The 16852-nt window shown below is 70.4% G+C and carries 15 protein-coding genes and 1 tRNA gene; 10 read left to right on the forward strand and 6 right to left on the reverse strand.

The window, feature by feature from the left end; translation table 11 throughout:
• Nucleotides 1-10: 10 nt before the first annotated feature.
• A tRNA-Arg gene (locus PQV94_RS04720) sits at nt 11-83 on the forward strand.
• A 90-nt stretch (nt 84-173) separates the two neighbouring features.
• Here PQV94_RS04720 and PQV94_RS04725 read toward each other — a convergent pair.
• Both PQV94_RS04725 and PQV94_RS04730 read right to left on the reverse strand, forming a co-directional pair.
• Complete coding sequence (locus PQV94_RS04725; RefSeq protein WP_274287638.1) at nt 174-734, reverse strand: hypothetical protein; 561 nt, start codon at nt 732-734, stop codon at nt 174-176.
• Between the two features lie 13 nt (nt 735-747).
• Nucleotides 748-1896, reverse strand: a complete 1149-nt coding sequence (locus tag PQV94_RS04730) for a zinc-dependent alcohol dehydrogenase (protein ID WP_274287639.1) — start codon at nt 1894-1896, stop codon at nt 748-750.
• Nucleotides 1897-2045: 149 nt separating this feature from the next.
• Between PQV94_RS04730 and PQV94_RS04735 the strand changes: the two genes are divergently transcribed.
• On the forward strand, nt 2046-3113 hold the full coding sequence (locus PQV94_RS04735; RefSeq protein ID WP_274287640.1) for an FUSC family protein: 1068 nt from the start codon (nt 2046-2048) through the stop codon (nt 3111-3113).
• A 31-nt stretch (nt 3114-3144) separates the two neighbouring features.
• Here PQV94_RS04735 and PQV94_RS04740 read toward each other — a convergent pair whose 3' ends face one another.
• The 4 genes from PQV94_RS04740 to PQV94_RS04755 all read right to left on the reverse strand — a co-directional run bounded on the left by PQV94_RS04740 (nt 3145) and on the right by PQV94_RS04755 (nt 6423).
• Entirely contained in the window at nt 3145-3753 is a 609-nt protein-coding gene (locus tag PQV94_RS04740; RefSeq protein WP_274287641.1) for an HD domain-containing protein, read from the reverse strand.
• 105 nt (nt 3754-3858) lie between these two features.
• Complete coding sequence (locus PQV94_RS04745) at nt 3859-5199, reverse strand: serine/threonine-protein kinase (protein WP_274287642.1); 1341 nt, start codon at nt 5197-5199, stop codon at nt 3859-3861.
• A 4-nt stretch (nt 5200-5203) separates the two neighbouring features.
• Nucleotides 5204-5467 carry a DUF6458 family protein gene (locus PQV94_RS04750; protein ID WP_274287643.1) on the reverse strand — a complete coding sequence of 88 codons (264 nt, stop codon included), beginning with the start codon at nt 5465-5467 and terminating at the stop codon, nt 5204-5206.
• Between the two features lie 191 nt (nt 5468-5658).
• Nucleotides 5659-6423, reverse strand: coding sequence for an SGNH/GDSL hydrolase family protein (locus PQV94_RS04755; RefSeq protein ID WP_274287644.1), 765 nt, complete (start codon nt 6421-6423; stop codon nt 5659-5661).
• 90 nt (nt 6424-6513) lie between these two features.
• On the opposite strand from PQV94_RS04755, the gene PQV94_RS04760 reads away from it, so the two are divergent.
• From PQV94_RS04760 to rho, 8 genes are all read left to right on the forward strand, one after another.
• Nucleotides 6514-7311 (forward strand): transglutaminase-like domain-containing protein, encoded by a 798-nt coding sequence (locus PQV94_RS04760; protein ID WP_274287645.1) that lies wholly within the window; start codon nt 6514-6516, stop codon nt 7309-7311.
• 57 nt (nt 7312-7368) lie between these two features.
• A complete protein-coding gene (locus tag PQV94_RS04765; RefSeq protein ID WP_274287646.1) occupies nt 7369-9033 on the forward strand; it encodes an arginine--tRNA ligase in 1665 nt (554 codons plus the stop codon).
• Between the two features lies 1 nt (nt 9034).
• A complete protein-coding gene (locus tag PQV94_RS04770; RefSeq protein ID WP_274287647.1) occupies nt 9035-9844 on the forward strand; it encodes an LmeA family phospholipid-binding protein in 810 nt (269 codons plus the stop codon).
• Between the two features lie 118 nt (nt 9845-9962).
• Nucleotides 9963-11360 carry a diaminopimelate decarboxylase gene (gene lysA / locus PQV94_RS04775; protein ID WP_274287648.1) on the forward strand — a complete coding sequence of 466 codons (1398 nt, stop codon included), beginning with the start codon at nt 9963-9965 and terminating at the stop codon, nt 11358-11360.
• Nucleotides 11357-12679, forward strand: a complete 1323-nt coding sequence (locus tag PQV94_RS04780) for a homoserine dehydrogenase (RefSeq protein ID WP_274287649.1) — start codon at nt 11357-11359, stop codon at nt 12677-12679. The genes lysA and PQV94_RS04780 overlap by 4 nt, the downstream gene beginning before the upstream one ends.
• 1 nt (nt 12680) lies before the next feature.
• Nucleotides 12681-13766: a threonine synthase gene (gene thrC / locus PQV94_RS04785; protein ID WP_274287650.1), complete on the forward strand. Its 1086-nt coding sequence runs from the start codon at nt 12681-12683 to the stop codon at nt 13764-13766.
• Nucleotides 13763-14707 (forward strand): homoserine kinase, encoded by a 945-nt coding sequence (thrB, locus tag PQV94_RS04790; protein ID WP_274287651.1) that lies wholly within the window; start codon nt 13763-13765, stop codon nt 14705-14707. The genes thrC and thrB overlap by 4 nt, the downstream gene beginning before the upstream one ends.
• A gap of 176 nt (nt 14708-14883) precedes the next feature.
• On the forward strand, nt 14884-16848 hold the full coding sequence (gene rho, locus PQV94_RS04795) for a transcription termination factor Rho (RefSeq protein ID WP_337994364.1): 1965 nt from the start codon (nt 14884-14886) through the stop codon (nt 16846-16848).
• The last annotated feature ends 4 nt before the right edge of the window (nt 16849-16852 follow it).

A 16852-nucleotide genomic window follows, 5' to 3' on the forward strand; every position in this document is an offset into this window, starting at 1 on the left:
CGATCGGTACGCCTCCGTAGCTCAGGGGATAGAGCGCCGGTTTCCGGTACCGTAGGTCGGGGGTTCGAATCCCTCCGGGGGCACGGCGTACGAGAGGCCTCGATCCTTCAGCGGATCGGGGCCTTCTTCATGCCCCGAGATCGAGCTGAAGGCACCTCGGGTGCCCAGCGGGATCAGCGGCGGCGCAAGGCTCGGCGCGCGACCCAGACGACGGCAAGCCCTCCGGCGAGCCACGGTCCAGCGACGAGCAGGGGATCGATCCAGGCGTGCCGCGTGTCCACCCGCCCCTTGCGCGATGCCAGTGGGGAGCGCCGGATCTCGGCCGCGATCCCGGTCTCGGTGAGCGGATTGTCGGGGCGCGCGGTGCTGAGGGAGCGCAGGTGCGCGCCGGCTGCCTCGACCCGGTCTGCGCCGATCAGCAGCAGCCAGTGTGCGGCGCGCGCTTCGCTGAAACGGCCGTAGGCGTAACGCCGGATGGCGCCGGACAGCCCGTGCAGCGGTTGCGCCGTACCGAAGACCGCGGGCAGGTGTTCGTGCTCGAGCGAACGCTCCCGCGGTTCCTGCTCCTTCTGGCGCTCCGGCTCGTCCCACCAGGCTCCGCTCTCTGCCAGGGCGTCGATCTCCTGAGGGACGGAGGGGCGATCGGCATGGTCGAGATCGGCGCCCCATCCCGGGATGCGGTCGCGAAGCTCGTCGGAGGAGGGAACGGGCGGGTGAGCGGCGGTGTAGGGCATGGTGGTCGTCCTTTCACGAGGTGGGCGGCAGGATGACGGCCTTGATGAGACCGTCGAGCTTCGCCGAGACCATGTGGTATCCCTCGGCGATGTGCTCGAGGGGGATGCGGTGCGTGATCATGTCGCGAGGCGAGATCCGTCCGGCCTGGATGTGCTCGATAAGGCGCGGCCACTGGCGCTTCACGGGTGCCTGGTTCGTACGGATCGTCACGCCCTTGTTCATCGCGTCGCCGAACTTCACCGCGCTGAACATCGGACCGTATGCGCCCATGACGGAGACGCGTCCGCCCTTCCGGACGCTGTCGATGGCCCAGTTCAGCGCGATGGGGGAGCCGCCCTGAAGCTTCAGTTTGGCCGAGGTCACGTGCTGGACCAGGTGGCCGTCCGCTTCCGCGCCGACGGCGTCGATGACCACATCGGCGCCGAGTCCGTCGGTGAGCTTCTTGAGGGCGACGACGACGTCCTTGTGCTCGCGGAAGTCCACCGTCTCGGCGAAGGCGAACTGCTCGGCCTTCTCGAGGCGGAACGGAAGGTGGTCGACGACGATCACCCGTCCCGCGCCCATGAGCCAGGCCGAGCGCGCAGCCGCGAGTCCGATGGGACCTGCTCCGAAGACGACGACGACGTCACCCTCGGAGATGTCGCCGAGCTGGGCGCCGAAGTAGCCGGTGGCGAACGCATCCGTCAGCAGGAGCGCATCCTCGTCGTGCAGGCCTTCGGGGATGACTGCGGGACCCACGTCGGCGAAGGGGACGCGCACGAGCTCGGCCTGGCCGCCGTCGAAGCCTCCCGCGGTATGCGAATAGCCGTAGATCCCGCCGACGGCCGTCGCGTTCGCGTTCACGTTGTGGCAATTGGAGAAGAGGCCGCGCGCGCAGAAGAAGCAGGTGCCGCAGAAGATGTTGAACGGCACCATGACCCGGTCGCCGACCGAGATGTTGCGCACCGACGGTCCCACCTCTTCGACGCGTCCGATGAACTCGTGCCCGAACGTGTGCCCGATGCGTGTGTCGGGCAGCATGCCGTGGAAGAGATGGAGGTCCGACCCGCAGATCGCGGCGCGTTCCACGCGCACGATCGCATCATTGGGGTGCTCGATCCGCGGATCGGGCTTCTCTTCGACGCGGACCTTGTAGGGGCCCCGGTAGGTCATCGCTCGCATGGGCCCCACCCTGCGACCGGGTCCGGCCGGCGACGACGGGGTTGTCGACCGACGCAGGTCCTGGTAGCGCGTGCCCGAGCGCGTGCGCAGCGTGCGCCGCGCCCGTCAAGGCCCCTCCGCAGACCTCGGTGCTTGTTTACGGTCGGGGGATGCCCCGCCCCGCGCTCGATCTGAGCCGTCGGTTGTCCGAGCTGCTGGATCCACCGCGTCTGCTTCTCGCGGCGAAGGTGGCGGGCGCCGCCGCGATCGCCTGGATGCTGGCGCCCTTCGTGCCGTTCACCGACAGCGAGTACTCGTACTACGCCCCGTTGGGCGTGCTCATCAGCATGTACTCGACGCTGGCGGGCTCGGTGCGAGCCGGGTTGGAGACATTGGCCGGACTCGCCGTGGGAATCGCGTTGGGGTTCGTCGGCATCGCTCTGCTGATCGCGGGCGCCCCCAGTCTGATGGCGGTCGCGCTCGTGACCGGTGTGGGAACCATCTGCGCCGGGCTGAGCGTGCTCGGCAGCGGGCGGGACTGGATCCCCATCGCCGCACTGTTCGTCCTGCTCGTGGGTAACGCCGACGTTCAGAGCTATTCATCGTCGTACCTGATCACCACCGCCTTCGGCGTCCTCGTCGGTCTCGTGGTCAATCTGGTGGTCGTGCCGCCGCTCTACATCGGGCGAGCGACCGCACGCCTGAACGCACTGCGCGACGAGATCGGCGAGGTTCTCCGGGATGCGGCTCACGCGCTGGGCGAGCGCGCGGTGGACGCCGAGCGACTGCGGCATCGGATCGCCGAGCTGACGGCGACGGCCGACGCCGTGGCGGCCGAGGTGGCCGAGGCCGTCAGATCCCAACGCGGCAATCCCCGGGCGCGGCATGCCCGTGCGGATGTGGAGACGGGGCGACGGCGCCTCGACGCGCTGCGCGCCGTCGCCGCGGCGACCGGCGAGCTGGCCGAGAGTCTCACGCGACTGACCGTCGATGCCGAACTCGGGAATCGGCAGCGCCGTGCGCTGGCCGAGGCCGTCGCGGCGTGCGCGGAGCATACGTCGACTCCCATCGAGCATGCAGCGTTCGCCGAACGACTCCGAGCAGCGGATGCGGCGCTCGCCGCCTATCGCCGCCGCATCCGGCGTTCGTCGGATGCGAGGGCGCTCGATCGGTGGGAGGCGGCGGTGTCGTTGCGGCGCATCGTCGATGCCTCGCGCCCGTTCGCGCAGGCCGGGTGACCACCGGCGGACCGGGTCCGGGAGCGTCGGATCAGCGCACGAGGGAGAGCCAGGTACGTTCGCCGTCGGCGATGCGGCCGCTGTGCGCAAGCCGCGCCGCGGCGGAGGCGGGCTTGCGTTCGGCCTGATCCCGGATCGCCGTGTCGAACTCGAGGGCGAACTCCGCTCTCGGCAGTCGCTCGGTCACCGCGCGCAGCAGCCGCGCGTCCCACCTGGACGCGCCCACGCCCGCGACGTCCAGGCTCGTGGCCACCTCCAACAGATGTCCCTCGATGTCCAGGGTCGGGTCGACCTCGACCCACATGTGCCGTTCGATGACCTCCTGCAGCCGGACACGGCGCTCGGCCGGCCAACCCGCCCCTGTCGCGAACACCCACGCCGCGGCGCCTCCGGCGCCCTCGAACGCCGTCCGGTGCGCGTCGAAGGGCTCGGCCACGCCGATGTCGTGCAGCGCGGCGGCGGTGAACAGCAGCTCCGCGTCGTACTCCAGGCCGTCCGCATCCGCCAGTGCGCGGGCCCACGCCCACGAGCGCAGACTGTGTCGGAGCACGGCGGGGGAGCACCACCGTTCAGCCGCCTCGAGAGCGAGTGCGGCGGTGGCGGTGGGCGGACGCAGTAGTTCGTCGATGTCGTAGGGCACGGGGTTCCTCGTCTCTCACACCCAGTGTCGAGTGCCGCGATGTCCGCTATCGGCAACGGTGTCGAGGACGGCGGGAAGACGTCGGAATCTGGCGTTCCTGCGCTGTCAGGGCTTCTTGCCGCTTCCGGGCCCGTTGCCGTTCCCGTTGCCGTTGTTGTTGCCCGGGCCGCGATTGGCGCCGTTGTCCGACGCCGGCCCCGGCTGGGGATCGGTGGTCGGCGCCGGGGCGGGTGCATCGGTGCCGGCCGGCTGCCCGTTCTGACCCTCGGACTCCACCGTCTCGGCGGGCGTCTGGTCGGTTCCGTCGTCGGCAGGGACGGTGTCCAGCTGGGAGGGGACGACGGACTCCTCGGCGACCGGCGCCGGAGCGAGCAAGCCCGTCATGCCCACCGCGACGGCTCCGACGATGAGAACGCCGGCGGCCGCGCTCGCGACGAGCACTCCGCCGCGCCGCCGATTCCGAGGCCGGTGCGGCGTGGGCGCAGGCAGCGGGGCAGCGAGCGGTCGGGTGACCTGCCCGGAAGAAGCCGCGACGGTGATCGGTGAGGTCGCGACCAGCAGCGCGTCATCGAAAGGGCGGGTCGTGGTCGCGGACGCCGCGAGGCTACGCGTCCGCTCGAGCACCTCGCTCGCGCTCGGCCGCGCAGCGGGATCGTGCACCGTCATCGCGGTGAGCAGTGAGCGCCACGCGTAGCCGAGTCCGGCCGGCACGTCTGGCTGAAGGGTGAGGCGAGCCAACAGCATGCTCGCCGCGGGTGCGTCCGCGAAGGGGTGGTGACCCGTGACCGCCTCGATGAGAAGCAGTCCGAGCGAGTACACGTCAGATGCGGGAACCGGAGCGTGTCCGCGGACCTGCTCCGGAGCGAGGTAAGCGGCCGTGCCGATGACATCACCGGGGGTCGTCAGCCGCGTGGAGTCCACGAGATGCGCGACACCGAAATCGGCGAGCACGGCCTGATGGCCGCTACTGCTCGCCGTCCCGCGACCGCGGGCACGGAGCATGACGTTGGAGGGCTTCACATCGCGGTGCACGATGCCCGCAGCGTGAACGGCTTCCAGCGCGGCGGCGAGGTCGCCCGCCATGGCGGCGGCCTCATCGCGCTCGAGCGGCCCCTCCATCAGACGTTGACGCAGGGTCGGGCCGTCGATGTACTCCATGACCAGGTACGTCGGCGACTCGGTCCCGATGCACGCGTCGAAGAGCGTGACCAGACACGGGCGCGAGAGCGAGGCGAGCATGGTCGCCTCGCCGACCTTGCGACGTTCCTCGACGCCGTCCGTCTGCTCCGAGTGGAAGAGCTTGACCGCGACATCGCGGCCGAGCAGCTCGTCGCGGGCGCGGTACACCGTGCCCATGCCGCCGCTGCCGACGCGTTCGATCAGCCGGTAGCGGCCAGCGAGAAGTGAGCCGGTCCCGGCGGGAACGGCGTCGAGGATGTCGGACACGTACTCAGGCGAGGGGTTCGCCGTTGTCCGTGGTGCGACGCGTCGTGACGCGCTCGCCGCTGGCGGGGTCGACGGCGGTGCGCGAGGTGGACACGCTCGAGCGGCGACGCATGACGAGGATCAGACTGATCAGGAAGACGACGACACCCGCGCCCATCAGGATGTACCCGATGAGACTCAGGTTGACGTAACCGCCGAGGTCGACGTTGACGGCGAACGCGAGGATCGCTCCGATCACGAAAAGCGCGATTCCGCTTCCAATACCCATGTTCACGACTCCTGCCCCGGGACCAGCCCGATAGGTGGGTTCCCGGACGGCGACGGTGGGGCCGGCGCTCGGGCACGGGCGCGGCGGGTCGCCGTGCCCCCGGCGTTCACGTTAGCCAGGGGTCGGGTTCGCAGAGGTGCGGTGGTCGTGCCTCGCGAAAAGGTGCATAATGCCCGCCCGCATCCGCGGATTCAGTCGGCGCGCAGACCGTTCAGCGCCGTAGCGAGCCGCTCGGCCAGGTACGCGTGGCCCTCGGTGGTGGGGTGATGACGCCCGATCGGCCCGCTGTCGATGATCCACCCGTAGTTCTCTGGTGTGATCCACCGCTCTGCGACGGGGGACACGTACGCCCAGCCGCGCGCGGCTGCGGCACGGCTCAGCCGCTCATCGATCTCGGCCGTCGCCGCCTCTACGGGCAGGATCTGCGGTGCCGGCCCGAGAATGACGATCTGCGCCTCGGGGTACGTCGCCGCGAGCGAGTCCCACGCGGTGCGCACGGCCTCGTCGTAGCCGTCGAGCGGGACCTTCCGATCGTTGATCGAGCCCTGTACGACGATGAGATCCGGCGCGGCGGATGCATCCAGCTCGGCGATGCGTTCGGGGAAGGTGCCGCCGTCGATGCCGGGAACGAGGTAGCCGCTGCCTCGCGAACCGTTCACGCTCGACTCGCCATCCATGAGCGGACCGAGGAGATAGGCGTAGCCGAGTGTGGGCGTCGAGGCGGCGGAGCCGTACGTCCACGAGTCGCCGAGAACGAGGATGCGGGGATGCTCGGGCAGTGAGATGGTCGTCATCGCAGCGGGGGCGGTGCCGCCCGCATCCGCTCGGCTGACCGGCAGCGCGCCAGTCGCCCATGGGCGCGTCAACGCGAGTGCGCAGATGCACACGATCACCGCCGCAACCGCCGCCAGCATGGCGATCGTACGGCGCGGCGAAAGCCGGGCGGGTCGGGTCATGACACGAGCGTACGGCGCGACGGCCTACCGCGGGGGCGCGAGATGGATGAGGCGGGCCTCGGTGCTCGATCCTCGTGCGAGGATGGGCCGGTGCAGCGCCTTGTGAGAGCCGAACTCGACCTCGAACTGGGCTCCTCCGTCGACCTCATCCTGCAGATCGCCGTGGCGCGATCTGCAGGCGTTGTGAGCGAGCGGCTGAGCGTCGTGCAGGACGGGCATGAGGTGCGGCCGAAGGAGCTCGTGGATGCGGTCGGCAACCGCCTGCACCGTCTGACCGGTGAGGCGGGGCCCCTTCAGGTGAGGTACGAGGCGGTCGTCGGGGCGGGCACTGGGCCTGCGACGACGGAGATCGACACGATCGCGGCGCTGCGCCCGAGTCGCTACGCCCAGTCGGACGAGGTGTTCGCCACCGCCCGGCGACTGTTCCGGGGATTGAGCGGCCGCGGGCTCGTGGAGGCCGTCTCCGAGTTCGTGGCCACCAGCGTCACCTACACGCCCGGCATGAGCCTCGGCACCGACAGTGCGGTCACGACCCTCGCGAGCGGGCAAGGCGTCTGCCGTGATTACGCCCATCTCGTCATCGCCCTGCTGCGGGCCATGGACGTGCCGGCGCGGTACGTCGCCTGCTACGCGCCGCGCCTCGATCCCATGGACTTCCACGCCGTCGCCGAGGTGCTCGTCGAGGGCGAATGGTGCGTCGTGGATGCCACCCGGCTCGCCCCGCGAACCTCGCTCGTGCGGATCGGGACGGGGCGGGATGCGGCGGACTGCGCGTTCCTGAGCTACCACGGCGGATACGTCGGCTTGGAGCGCCTCGACGTGGACGCGACCGTGCAGGACTCGCCCGCCCTGATCGACGATCACGCGTCGCTCGTGGCGATGTCCTGAACGCCCTGCGGGCTGTGCCCGGGGCGCGGCTGCGGACGAACGTAGAATGGGACGCCTATGGATCCCGAACAGCTCTCCGCCGCCTTGCACGCCGTCGTCGCACCGATCATCGAGGCGCGACGTCCCGGCGTCGAGGTCGCGGTGTCGGACATCGTCCTCGAGCGCCCGAAGAATCGTGACCACGGCGACTGGGCATCCAACATCGCCCTCAAGCTCGCGAAGCAGGTGGGCGCGAACCCCCGTGAGCTGGCTGCGGAGATCGCGGGGCCGCTCGGTGAGGTCGCCGGAGTCGCCTCCGTCGAGATCGCCGGTCCGGGGTTCATCAACATCCGTCTGGATGCCGCTGCCGCCGGTGCGCTCGCGCGAGTGATCGTCGAGGCGGGGGCGGCGTTCGGCTCCAACACGACCCAGCGCGGCAACTCGATCAACCTGGAGTTCGTCAGCGCGAACCCGACCGGTCCGCTCCACATCGGCCACACCCGCTGGGCTGCCCTCGGCGACGCCATCGCGCGTCTTCTGCTGGCGAGCGGCGCGACCCTCGTGCGCGAGTTCTACATCAACGACGCGGGAGCGCAGATGGAGCGCTTCGGCCGCTCCGTGCTCGCCGCAGTGAAGGGCGAGCCCGCTCCGGAGGACGGCTACGTCGGCGCCTATATCCAGGACCTCGCCGAGCGCGTGCGCACGGCGGACTTCAACGGCGAGCCCGGCGGTGTGCTGTTCGCGTCGCCGGAGGAGCAGCTGGCTTTCACCACCGAACTCGCGTACGCCTTGCAGCTCGGTGAGATCCAGTCCTCTCTCGAGCAGTTCAACGTGCACTTCGACGTCTGGTACTCCGAGCGGGTGCTGCACGCCGGATCGCCCAGCCTCGTCGACGAGGCGGTCGAGCGCCTGCGGGAACAGGGGCACGTGTTCGAACAGGACGACGCGGTATGGGTGCGCACGACCGACTTCGGCGACGACAAAGACCGCGTGATCCGCCGCTCCAACGGCGAGTACACGTACTTCGCAGCGGATGCGGCGTACTACCTCAACAAGGGTGACCGCGGATTCGCGCACAAGATCTACCTGCTCGGCGCCGATCACCACGGCTACGTCCACCGGCTCAAGGCCCTTGCGGGCGCGGCGGGCGATGACCCGGAGAAGGACATCGAGGTGCTGATCGGGCAGCTCGTCTCGATCAACGGCGCCCGGCTCTCCAAGCGCGCGGGCAACATCATCGAGCTCGACGACCTGCGTGCCTGGCTAGGTACCGACGCCCTGCGCTACTCGCTGGCGCGATACCCCGCCGACTCTCCGCTCACGCTCGACCCCGAGATTCTGCAGAAGCGCACGAACGACAACCCCGTCTTCTACGTGCAGTACGCCCACGCGCGCACCCACAACGTCGCGCGCAATGCGGCTGCATCCGGAGTGGAGCGCACCGCGTTCGCGCCCGAGCTGCTCACGCACGAGACCGAGTCGGCGCTGCTGGGCGCCCTCCAGGAGTTCCCGCGACTGGTGGCCTTCGCCGCCGACCTGCGTGAACCGCACCGCATCGCCCGGTACCTGGAGGAACTCGCGGGCCTCTATCACCGCTGGTACGACAACTGCCGCGTGATCCCGCTCGGCGACGACGAGGTCACAGATCTCCACCGCACGCGCCTGTGGCTCAACGACGCGACCGGGCAGGTCCTGCGCAACGGCCTGGATCTGTTGGGTGTGAGCGCGCCCGAGCGGATGTGACATGAGCGAGGTGATGGGGCTGTTCGACGACCAGGACGACGCGCCCCGCACCGCGCGCCGGCGCCGCCGGTGGCCGTGGCTCGTCGCGGTGCTGGTGGTGCTGCTGCTCATCGTGGCAGCGTTCTTCGCGGGGGAGTGGGTGGCGCGCGACCTCGTCACGAAGGCCGTGAAGCAGCAGCTCGTCTCCCGGCTCGATCTCGCCGCCGACCAGCAGATCGACGTGGACATCGCCGACCCCTCTCTCCTGCTCGATCTCGCGTTGGGCGAGGTCGGCCACGTGCGTATCTCGGCCGACGACGTCACGATCGGGGATTTCACGGGTGACGTCTCGGTGACGCTGAACGACCTCGGCATCCGTGCCCCTTTCACGCTCAGCTCCGGTGAGGCGACGGTGGCCATGAACGCCGAGCAGCTGCGTCCCCTGCTGACCGAGGCGGCACCCGTGCCCGTCGACTCTCTCACGATCGCCGAACCCGCCGTGAGCGCCTCGACGCAGCTCTCGGTGTTCGGCATCGCGATACCGGTGGGCATCGCGCTCACCCCCTCATCGGCCGACGGCCAGCTCGTGCTGACCCCGGCCTCGCTGACCGTCGCCGGAGCCGAAGTGACCGCCGACGGGTTGCGTGCGCAGTTCGGCTCGGTCGCCGACCCGGTCCTGGCCGGATACCGGGTGTGCGTCGCGCAGTATCTGCCCCGGGGCCTCACACTCAGTCAGGTGGGCGTGCAGGGCGACCGGCTCGTGGCCGACTTCGCCATCTCGGGCGATCTGCTGACGGATGCGGGTGCGCGGGAGAAGGGCAGCTGCACCTGACGCATGGCGGGAGCGGCATAGGCGGTGCCCTAGACTTCAAGGGACTCGCGTCGGGTGTCGTGACGGCTCCGCCGCCGCTGAGAATCCCGCCGCCCTTCACCACCGATTGGGTCTCGTAGTGTCCTCCTCGCACGACCGCGCTGCCGCCGAAGAGTGGCTCCCCGTGCCGGATGACGCGAACGACCTCGCGCCCCTCGTGTGGCCCGCATCGGCCTCGCGTCGCGACGGCCGCCTGGAGATCGGGGGAATGGATGCGGGCGAGCTCGCGGCACGCTTCGGCACTCCGCTCTACGTCCTCGACGAGGACGAGGTGCGAGGTCGGGCCCGGCGCATCCTGACGGCGTTCCAGCAGGCCGCGGCCCGGCACGGAGCCGAGGCGCGCATCTACTACGCGGGCAAGGCCTTCCTGTCGGCCGCCGTCGCGCGGTGGGTGCTCGAGGAGGGGCTGCGCATCGACGTCGCGAGCCCCGGTGAGCTGGCCGTGGCGCTGGCCGCAGGCGCCGACCCGGCGATCCTGGGCCTGCACGGCAACAACAAGTCCGCGAGCCAGTTGGCGCGGGCCGTCGAGATCGGCATCGGCACGATCATCGTCGACAGCGTCGACGAGATCGTCCGGCTCGCGTCGGTGACCGACGGCATCTCGCGCCCTCAGCCGGTGCTGATCCGCGTGAACACGGGCATCCACGCCGAGACCCACGACTTCCTCGCCACGGCGCACGAGGACCAGAAGTTCGGCTTCTCCCTCGACGGCGCCCGGGAGGCGGCGGCTCTGCTGCGCGCCATCCCCGGCGTCGAGCTCGTCGGCCTGCACTGCCACATCGGCTCCCAGATCTTCGGGTCGGACGGCTTCGCCGCATCCGCCGAACGCCTCGTCGCCCTCCACGCGGAGCTCGGCGGTCTCGACGTCCTCAACCTCGGCGGCGGCTTCGGTATCGCCTACACGCGCGACCAGCAGCCCGCCGTGATCGAGGAGCTCGCGGATGCCATCGTGGATGCGGTCGCCGCGACCTGTGCGCGCCTGGACGTGCCGGTGCCGACGCTGGCCTTCGAGCCGGGGCGCGCCATCGTCGGAACCGCCGGTGTCACGCTGTACGAGGTCGGCACGGTCAAGCCCGTGGCTCTCGGCGACGGTGTCGTGCGCACCTACGTCAGCGTCGACGGGGGGATGAGCGACAACGCCCGTCCGGCGCTCTACGGCGCCGACTACTCCGCCCGCATCGCCTCCCGCGTCAGCGACGCGGCTCCCGCCCTCGTGCGCGTGGTCGGCTCGCACTGCGAGTCGGGCGACATCGTCGTCAACGCCGAGTACCTCCCCGCCGACGTCGCCCCCGGCGACCTGCTCGCGGTGCCGGCCACCGGCGCCTACTGCTTCTCGCTGTCGAGCAACTACAACTACATGCCGCGGCCCCCGGTGGTCGCGGTGCGTGACGCCGAGGCCCGTGTCATCGTGCACGGCGAGACGGTCGACGACCTCCTCGCCCGCGATGCGGTCCTCGCGCAGAAAGGTGATTCATGATCGACCATCGCCACCTCCGTGTCGCCCTGCTGGGAGCGGGCGCCGTCGGGTCGCAGGTCGCGGCTCTGCTGCTCAAGCACGGCGATGAGCTCGCCGATCGCGCTGGAGCCAGCCTCCAGCTGGCCGGGATCGCCGTGCGCGACGTCGACGCCCCGCGCGACGTCGACCTTCCGCGGGAACTGTTCACGACCGACGCCGAGTCGCTGATCGTCGGTGCCGACATCGTGATCGAGCTCATCGGCGGCATCGAGCCTGCGAAGACCCACCTCCTGCAGGCGATCAACTCGGGCGCGGATGTCGTGACGGCCAACAAGGCGCTGCTGGCGACCTACGGCTCCGAGATCTTCGACGCCGCCGACCAGGTCGGCGCGCAGGTCTACTACGAGGCGGCAGCGGCCGGCGCCATCCCCATCATCCGCCCGCTGCGCGACTCGCTCGCCGGCGACCGCGTGCAGCGCATCATGGGCATCGTCAACGGGACGACGAACTACATCCTCGACCGCATGGACACCGAGGGTGCGGAGTTCGCCGACGTCCTGGCGCAGGCGCAGGCGCTCGGGTACGCCGAGGCAGACCCGACCGCAGACGTCGAGGGCTACGACGCGGCGCAGAAGGCGGCCATCCTCGCGTCCCTCGCGTTCCACACGGCCGTTCCGCTCGAATCCGTCCATCGCGAGGGCATCACCGCGATCACCACCCAGATGATGGATGCGGCACGTCACGCCGGCTACGTCATCAAGCTGCTCGCGGTCTGCGAACGCTTGACCGGCCAGGACTCGCCGTCAGGTGAGGCGATCTCGGTGCGCGTCTACCCGGCCCTGGTGCCGCGCTCGCATCCTCTCGCCAGCGTCCACGGCGCCAACAACGCAGTCTTCGTCGAGGCGGAAGCAGCCGGCTCGCTCATGTTCTATGGCGCCGGCGCCGGCGGCGTGCAGACCGCATCCGCCGTGCTGGGCGATGTCGTCTCCGCGGCGCGTCGCCATATCGCCGGCGGCGTGGGGGTGGGGGAGTCCACGCGGGCGAACCTGCCGGTCCTGCCGATCGGCCACGCGCAGACGCGCTATCAGATCACGCTCGAGGTCAGCGACCAGGCGGGGGTCCTCGCCCACATCGCCGGCACCCTGAGCGAGGGTCACGTCTCGATCGCGACGGTCGAGCAGACAGTCATCGCCGAGGACGGCGCAGACTCGGGCCGGGCGCGCCTGGTCATCGGAACGCACAAAGCACGCGAGCAGGATCTCAGCGACACGGTCGATCGGCTCGCGGACAGCGACGTCGTCGAGCGGGTCGTCTCGGTCCTGCGGGTAGAAGGAGACTGACATGGCACACCTCTGGCGCGGAGTCCTCCGCGAATACGCCGACCGCCTCGGCGTGACCGACGCCTCCACGGTGGTCACCCTCGGCGAGGGCGGCACCCCGCTCATCCCGGCACCGGCGCTGTCGCACCGCACCGGTGCCGAGGTCTGGGTCAAGTTCGAGGGCATGAACCCCACGGGCTCGTTCAAGGACCGCGGCATGACCGTCGCGCTCTCGCGCGCGGTCGAGCACGGCGCCAAGGCCGTCATCTGCGCCTCCACGGGCAACACCTCGGCATCGGCCGCCGCCTACGCCGCGCACGCCGGCATCACCGCGGCCGTGCTCGTGCCCGAGGGCAAGATCGCCATGGGCAAGCTCAGCCAGGCGGTGGCGCACGGCGGCAAGCTCATCCAGATCCGCGGCAACTTCGACGACTGCCTGGAGATCGCGCGCGAGCTCGCCGCGAACTACCCGGTGCACCTCGTGAACTCGGTCAACCCCGACCGCATCGACGGTCAGAAGACCGCCGCTTACGAGGTCGTCTCCCAGCTCGGCGACGCCCCCGACTTCCACATCGTCCCCGTCGGCAACGCGGGCAACTACACCGCCTACACGCGCGGCTACACCGAGGAGGCCGAACGCGGCGTCTCCACCAAGGTGCCGCGGATGTTCGGACTCCAGGCCGCCGGCTCTGCGCCTCTCGTGCGCGGCGAGGTCGTGAAGAACCCCGAGACGGTCGCCAGCGCCATTCGCATCGGAAACCCCGCATCCTGGCAGTTCGCCCTCGAAGCGCGCGACGCCACGGACGGCTGGTTCGGTGCCATCGAGGACGACCGCATCCTCGCCGCGCAGAAGCTGCTGAGCGAGACGGTCGGTGTCTTCGTCGAGCCGGCCTCCGCGATCTCCGTCGCGGGCCTGCTGGATCGCGCCGAGGCCGGAGTGATCCCCGCGGGCGCCCGCGTCGTGCTCACCGTCACCGGTCACGGACTCAAGGACCCGCAGTGGGCCCTCCGCGACGCATCCGGCGGCGAGGTCGCTCCCACCGTCGTCGACAACTCCGTCTCGGAGGTCGCCTCGGTGCTGGAGCTCGCTCCCCAGGGCTCTCAGTGACGGTCGCCGTGGGGCGCGCGGTGACGGTGCGCGTGCCCGCCACGAGCGCCAACCTCGGCCCGGGCTTCGACACGCTGGGTCTGGCGCTGAGCGTCTACGACGAGCTCGAGGTCGAGGCCCTCGAGCCGGGACTGCTCGAGATCGAGGTCGAAGGTGCCGGCGCCGACCAGGTGCCGCGCGATGAGTCGCACCTCGTCGTGCGCGCCATCGCGTACGCGTTCGCGGATGCGGGTCGCCCCATGCCGGGCCTGCGCCTGCGCGCGCGCAACGTCATCCCCCACGGCCGGGGCATGGGCTCATCCGGCGCCGCCGTGGTCTCCGGACTGCTGGCCGCCAAGGGACTGCTCGAGGGCGAGGTGGACCTCGACGCCGACACCCTGCTGCGACTGGCCACGGAGCTCGAGGGGCATCCCGACAACGTCGCACCCGCCCTGTTCGGCGGGCTCACGATCGCGTGGGTCGACGAGAACGGCCCGCAGCACAAGAAGCTTCTCGTGCATCGCGGTGTGTCCCCGATCGTCTTCGTGCCCGAGTTCACGATGTCGACCTCGGTCGCGCGCGGTCTGCAGCCCGACCAGTTCTCACGCGCGGATGCGGTGTTCAACGTCTCGCGCTCGGCGCTGCTGATCGCGGCCCTGACGCAGAGCCCGGAACTGCTGATGGCCGCCACAGAGGACAAACTGCACCAGAGCTATCGCGCGGCGGCGATGCCGGAGACCGATCGCCTCGTGCAGGCGCTGCGTCGCGAGGGGTTCGCCGCCGTCGTCTCCGGGGCTGGGCCCTCCGTTCTCGTGCTCGCGGACGGTCCTGGACGCCGCCTTGAGGCCGCTCAGCTCGTCGCCTCGCACGCAGACACTCCGTGGGAGGCCCTCATGCTCGCGGTCGACTTCAAGGGTGGTACAGTGAGGGACAACGCGGAGGGTGCCACGTCACTGACGTGAATCTGGCCTCCGTCGCAATCTGCGAACCGGCCGCGTGACCCCTGCACTCATACCCGCGACACATCCCGCGATGTCGTCGCGCGTATCCCGAGCATGCGCTGGGTGTAGACGAATGCCTGTCTGTTGGGCCTTCTGTGCGGTCACGCGCTGACACACGTTTCATCAAGGGAGTACTCGTGGAGTCCATCTCCGAGATCCAGTCCACCGACGCCAACGTCGACGACACCGTCGCCGAGGCCGTCCCCGCCGCCGAGGCGCCCGCATCCGAGGCGTCCGCCGCGGATGCCGCCGTCGCCGAGGCCCCGGCCAAGGCGCCGCGCAAGCGCGCCCCCCGCCGCGCCAAGAGCGCCGAGGCGCCCGCCGCGGATGCCGCCGCTGCGGCCGAGGTCGCCGAGGAGGCGCCCGCCGCATCCGAGGCTCCGGCATCCGAGGCCCCCGCCGAGACCGCGCCCGCTGCCGCGGACGCAGCCGCAGACGAGGCCCCCGCCGCGAAGGCTCCGGCCAAGAAGGCTCCGCGCCGCGCCCGCAAGTCCGCTGCCGCTCCCGAGGAGACTCCGGCGGAGACGGCCACGGTCGCCGCAGAGACGACGGCTCCGGAAGCCGCAGCCGAGGTCGCGTCGACGGATGCGGCGCCGGCCGGGTCCGAGACCGCGCCCGCCGAGGCGGCCGACGCGGCACCCGCCGCCGACGCCTCCGGTGAGAGCGCCTCCAGTGCCGAGGGTGACCAGAACGCCGACGGCGAGCAGAGCGGCCGCGCCCGCAGCCGTAGCCGCAGCCGCAACCGCAACCGTCGCGAGAACGCTCAGGGCGCAGCCGGCCAGAACGGCCAGGGCAGCCAGCAGAACCAGGGCCAGAATGCCGCCGCCGTCGAAGACGACGAGCAGCAGTCCGGGCGCGGACGCCAGCGCAACAAGCGTCGCGGCCAGGGGCAGAACGACGAGTTCGAGACCGAGATCGGCGAGGACGACGTCCTCATCCCGATCGCGGGCGTGCTCGACGTGCTCGACAACTACGCGTTCGTGCGCACGACCGGCTACCTGCCGGGTGCGAGCGACGTCTACGTCTCCCTCGGCCAGGTCAAGAAGTACAACCTGCGCAAGGGCGACGCGGTGGTCGGCGCGATCAAGCAGCCGCGCGAGGGCGAGCAGTCGGGCCGCCAGAAGTACAACGCGCTGGTCAAGGTCGACGCGATCAACGGTCTCTCCGTCGAGGATGCGGCCGAGCGCGTCGAGTTCGGCAAGCTCACCCCGCTCTACCCGCAGGAGCGTCTGCGTCTGGAGACGGCCCCCGAGAAGCTGACGCAGCGCATCATCGATCTGGTCGCTCCCATCGGCAAGGGGCAGCGCGGGCTCATCGTCGCCCCGCCCAAGGCCGGCAAGACCATCGTGCTGCAGCAGATCGCCAACGCGATCGCACACAACAACCCCGAGGTCCACCTCATGGTCGTGCTCGTCGACGAGCGTCCCGAAGAGGTCACCGACATGCAGCGCACGGTGAAGGGCGAGGTCATCGCCTCCACCTTCGACCGCCCGGCCGAAGACCACACGACGGTCGCGGAGCTCGCCATCGAACGCGCCAAGCGTCTCGTGGAACTCGGTCGCGACGTCGTCGTGCTGCTCGACTCGATCACACGCCTCGGTCGCGCCTACAACGTGTCGGCGCCGACCAGCGGTCGCGTGCTCTCCGGCGGTGTCGACGCTGCCGCCCTCTACCCGCCCAAGCGTTTCTTCGGCGCCGCGCGCAACATCGAGAACGGCGGCTCGCTGACCATTCTCGCCACGGCGCTGGTGGAGACCGGCTCCAAGATGGACGACGTCATCTTCGAGGAGTTCAAGGGCACCGGCAACAGCGAGCTGCGGCTCAGCCGTCAGCTCGCCGACAAGCGCATCTTCCCCGCGGTCGACGTCAACGCGTCGAGCACGCGTCGCGAAGAGATGCTGCTGTCGGCCGATGAGGTCAAGATCACCTGGAAGCTCCGGCGTGCGCTGGCGGGCCTCGACCCGCAGCAGGCCCTCGAGGTCGTGCTCGGCAAGCTCAAGGAGACGTCCTCGAACGTCGAGTTCCTCGTGCAGATGCAGAAGTCCATCCCGGCTCCGGCCTCGGGTGGGCACTCGCACGGTCACGAGAACAACATCCGCTGATCCC

The organism is Microbacterium sp. Clip185 (assembly GCF_028743715.1).
In the GTDB taxonomy this organism is placed as follows: Bacteria; Actinomycetota; Actinomycetes; order Actinomycetales; family Microbacteriaceae; genus Microbacterium.

What these genes read in the sequence shown, in the direction of transcription:
- PQV94_RS04725 (WP_274287638.1), bottom strand. Translation starts at nt 734, where the DNA reads ATGCCCTACACCGCCGCTCACCCGCCCGTTCCCTCCTCCGACGAGCTT.
- PQV94_RS04730 (WP_274287639.1), bottom strand. Translation starts at nt 1,896, where the DNA reads ATGCGAGCGATGACCTACCGGGGCCCCTACAAGGTCCGCGTCGAAGAG.
- PQV94_RS04735 (WP_274287640.1), top strand. Translation starts at nt 2,046, where the DNA reads ATGCCCCGCCCCGCGCTCGATCTGAGCCGTCGGTTGTCCGAGCTGCTG.
- PQV94_RS04750 (WP_274287643.1), bottom strand. Translation starts at nt 5,467, where the DNA reads ATGGGTATTGGAAGCGGAATCGCGCTTTTCGTGATCGGAGCGATCCTC.
- PQV94_RS04755 (WP_274287644.1), bottom strand. Translation starts at nt 6,423, where the DNA reads ATGACCCGACCCGCCCGGCTTTCGCCGCGCCGTACGATCGCCATGCTG.
- PQV94_RS04765 (WP_274287646.1), top strand. Translation starts at nt 7,369, where the DNA reads ATGGATCCCGAACAGCTCTCCGCCGCCTTGCACGCCGTCGTCGCACCG.
- PQV94_RS04770 (WP_274287647.1), top strand. Translation starts at nt 9,035, where the DNA reads ATGAGCGAGGTGATGGGGCTGTTCGACGACCAGGACGACGCGCCCCGC.
- PQV94_RS04780 (WP_274287649.1), top strand. Translation starts at nt 11,357, where the DNA reads ATGATCGACCATCGCCACCTCCGTGTCGCCCTGCTGGGAGCGGGCGCC.
- thrC (WP_274287650.1), top strand. Translation starts at nt 12,681, where the DNA reads ATGGCACACCTCTGGCGCGGAGTCCTCCGCGAATACGCCGACCGCCTC.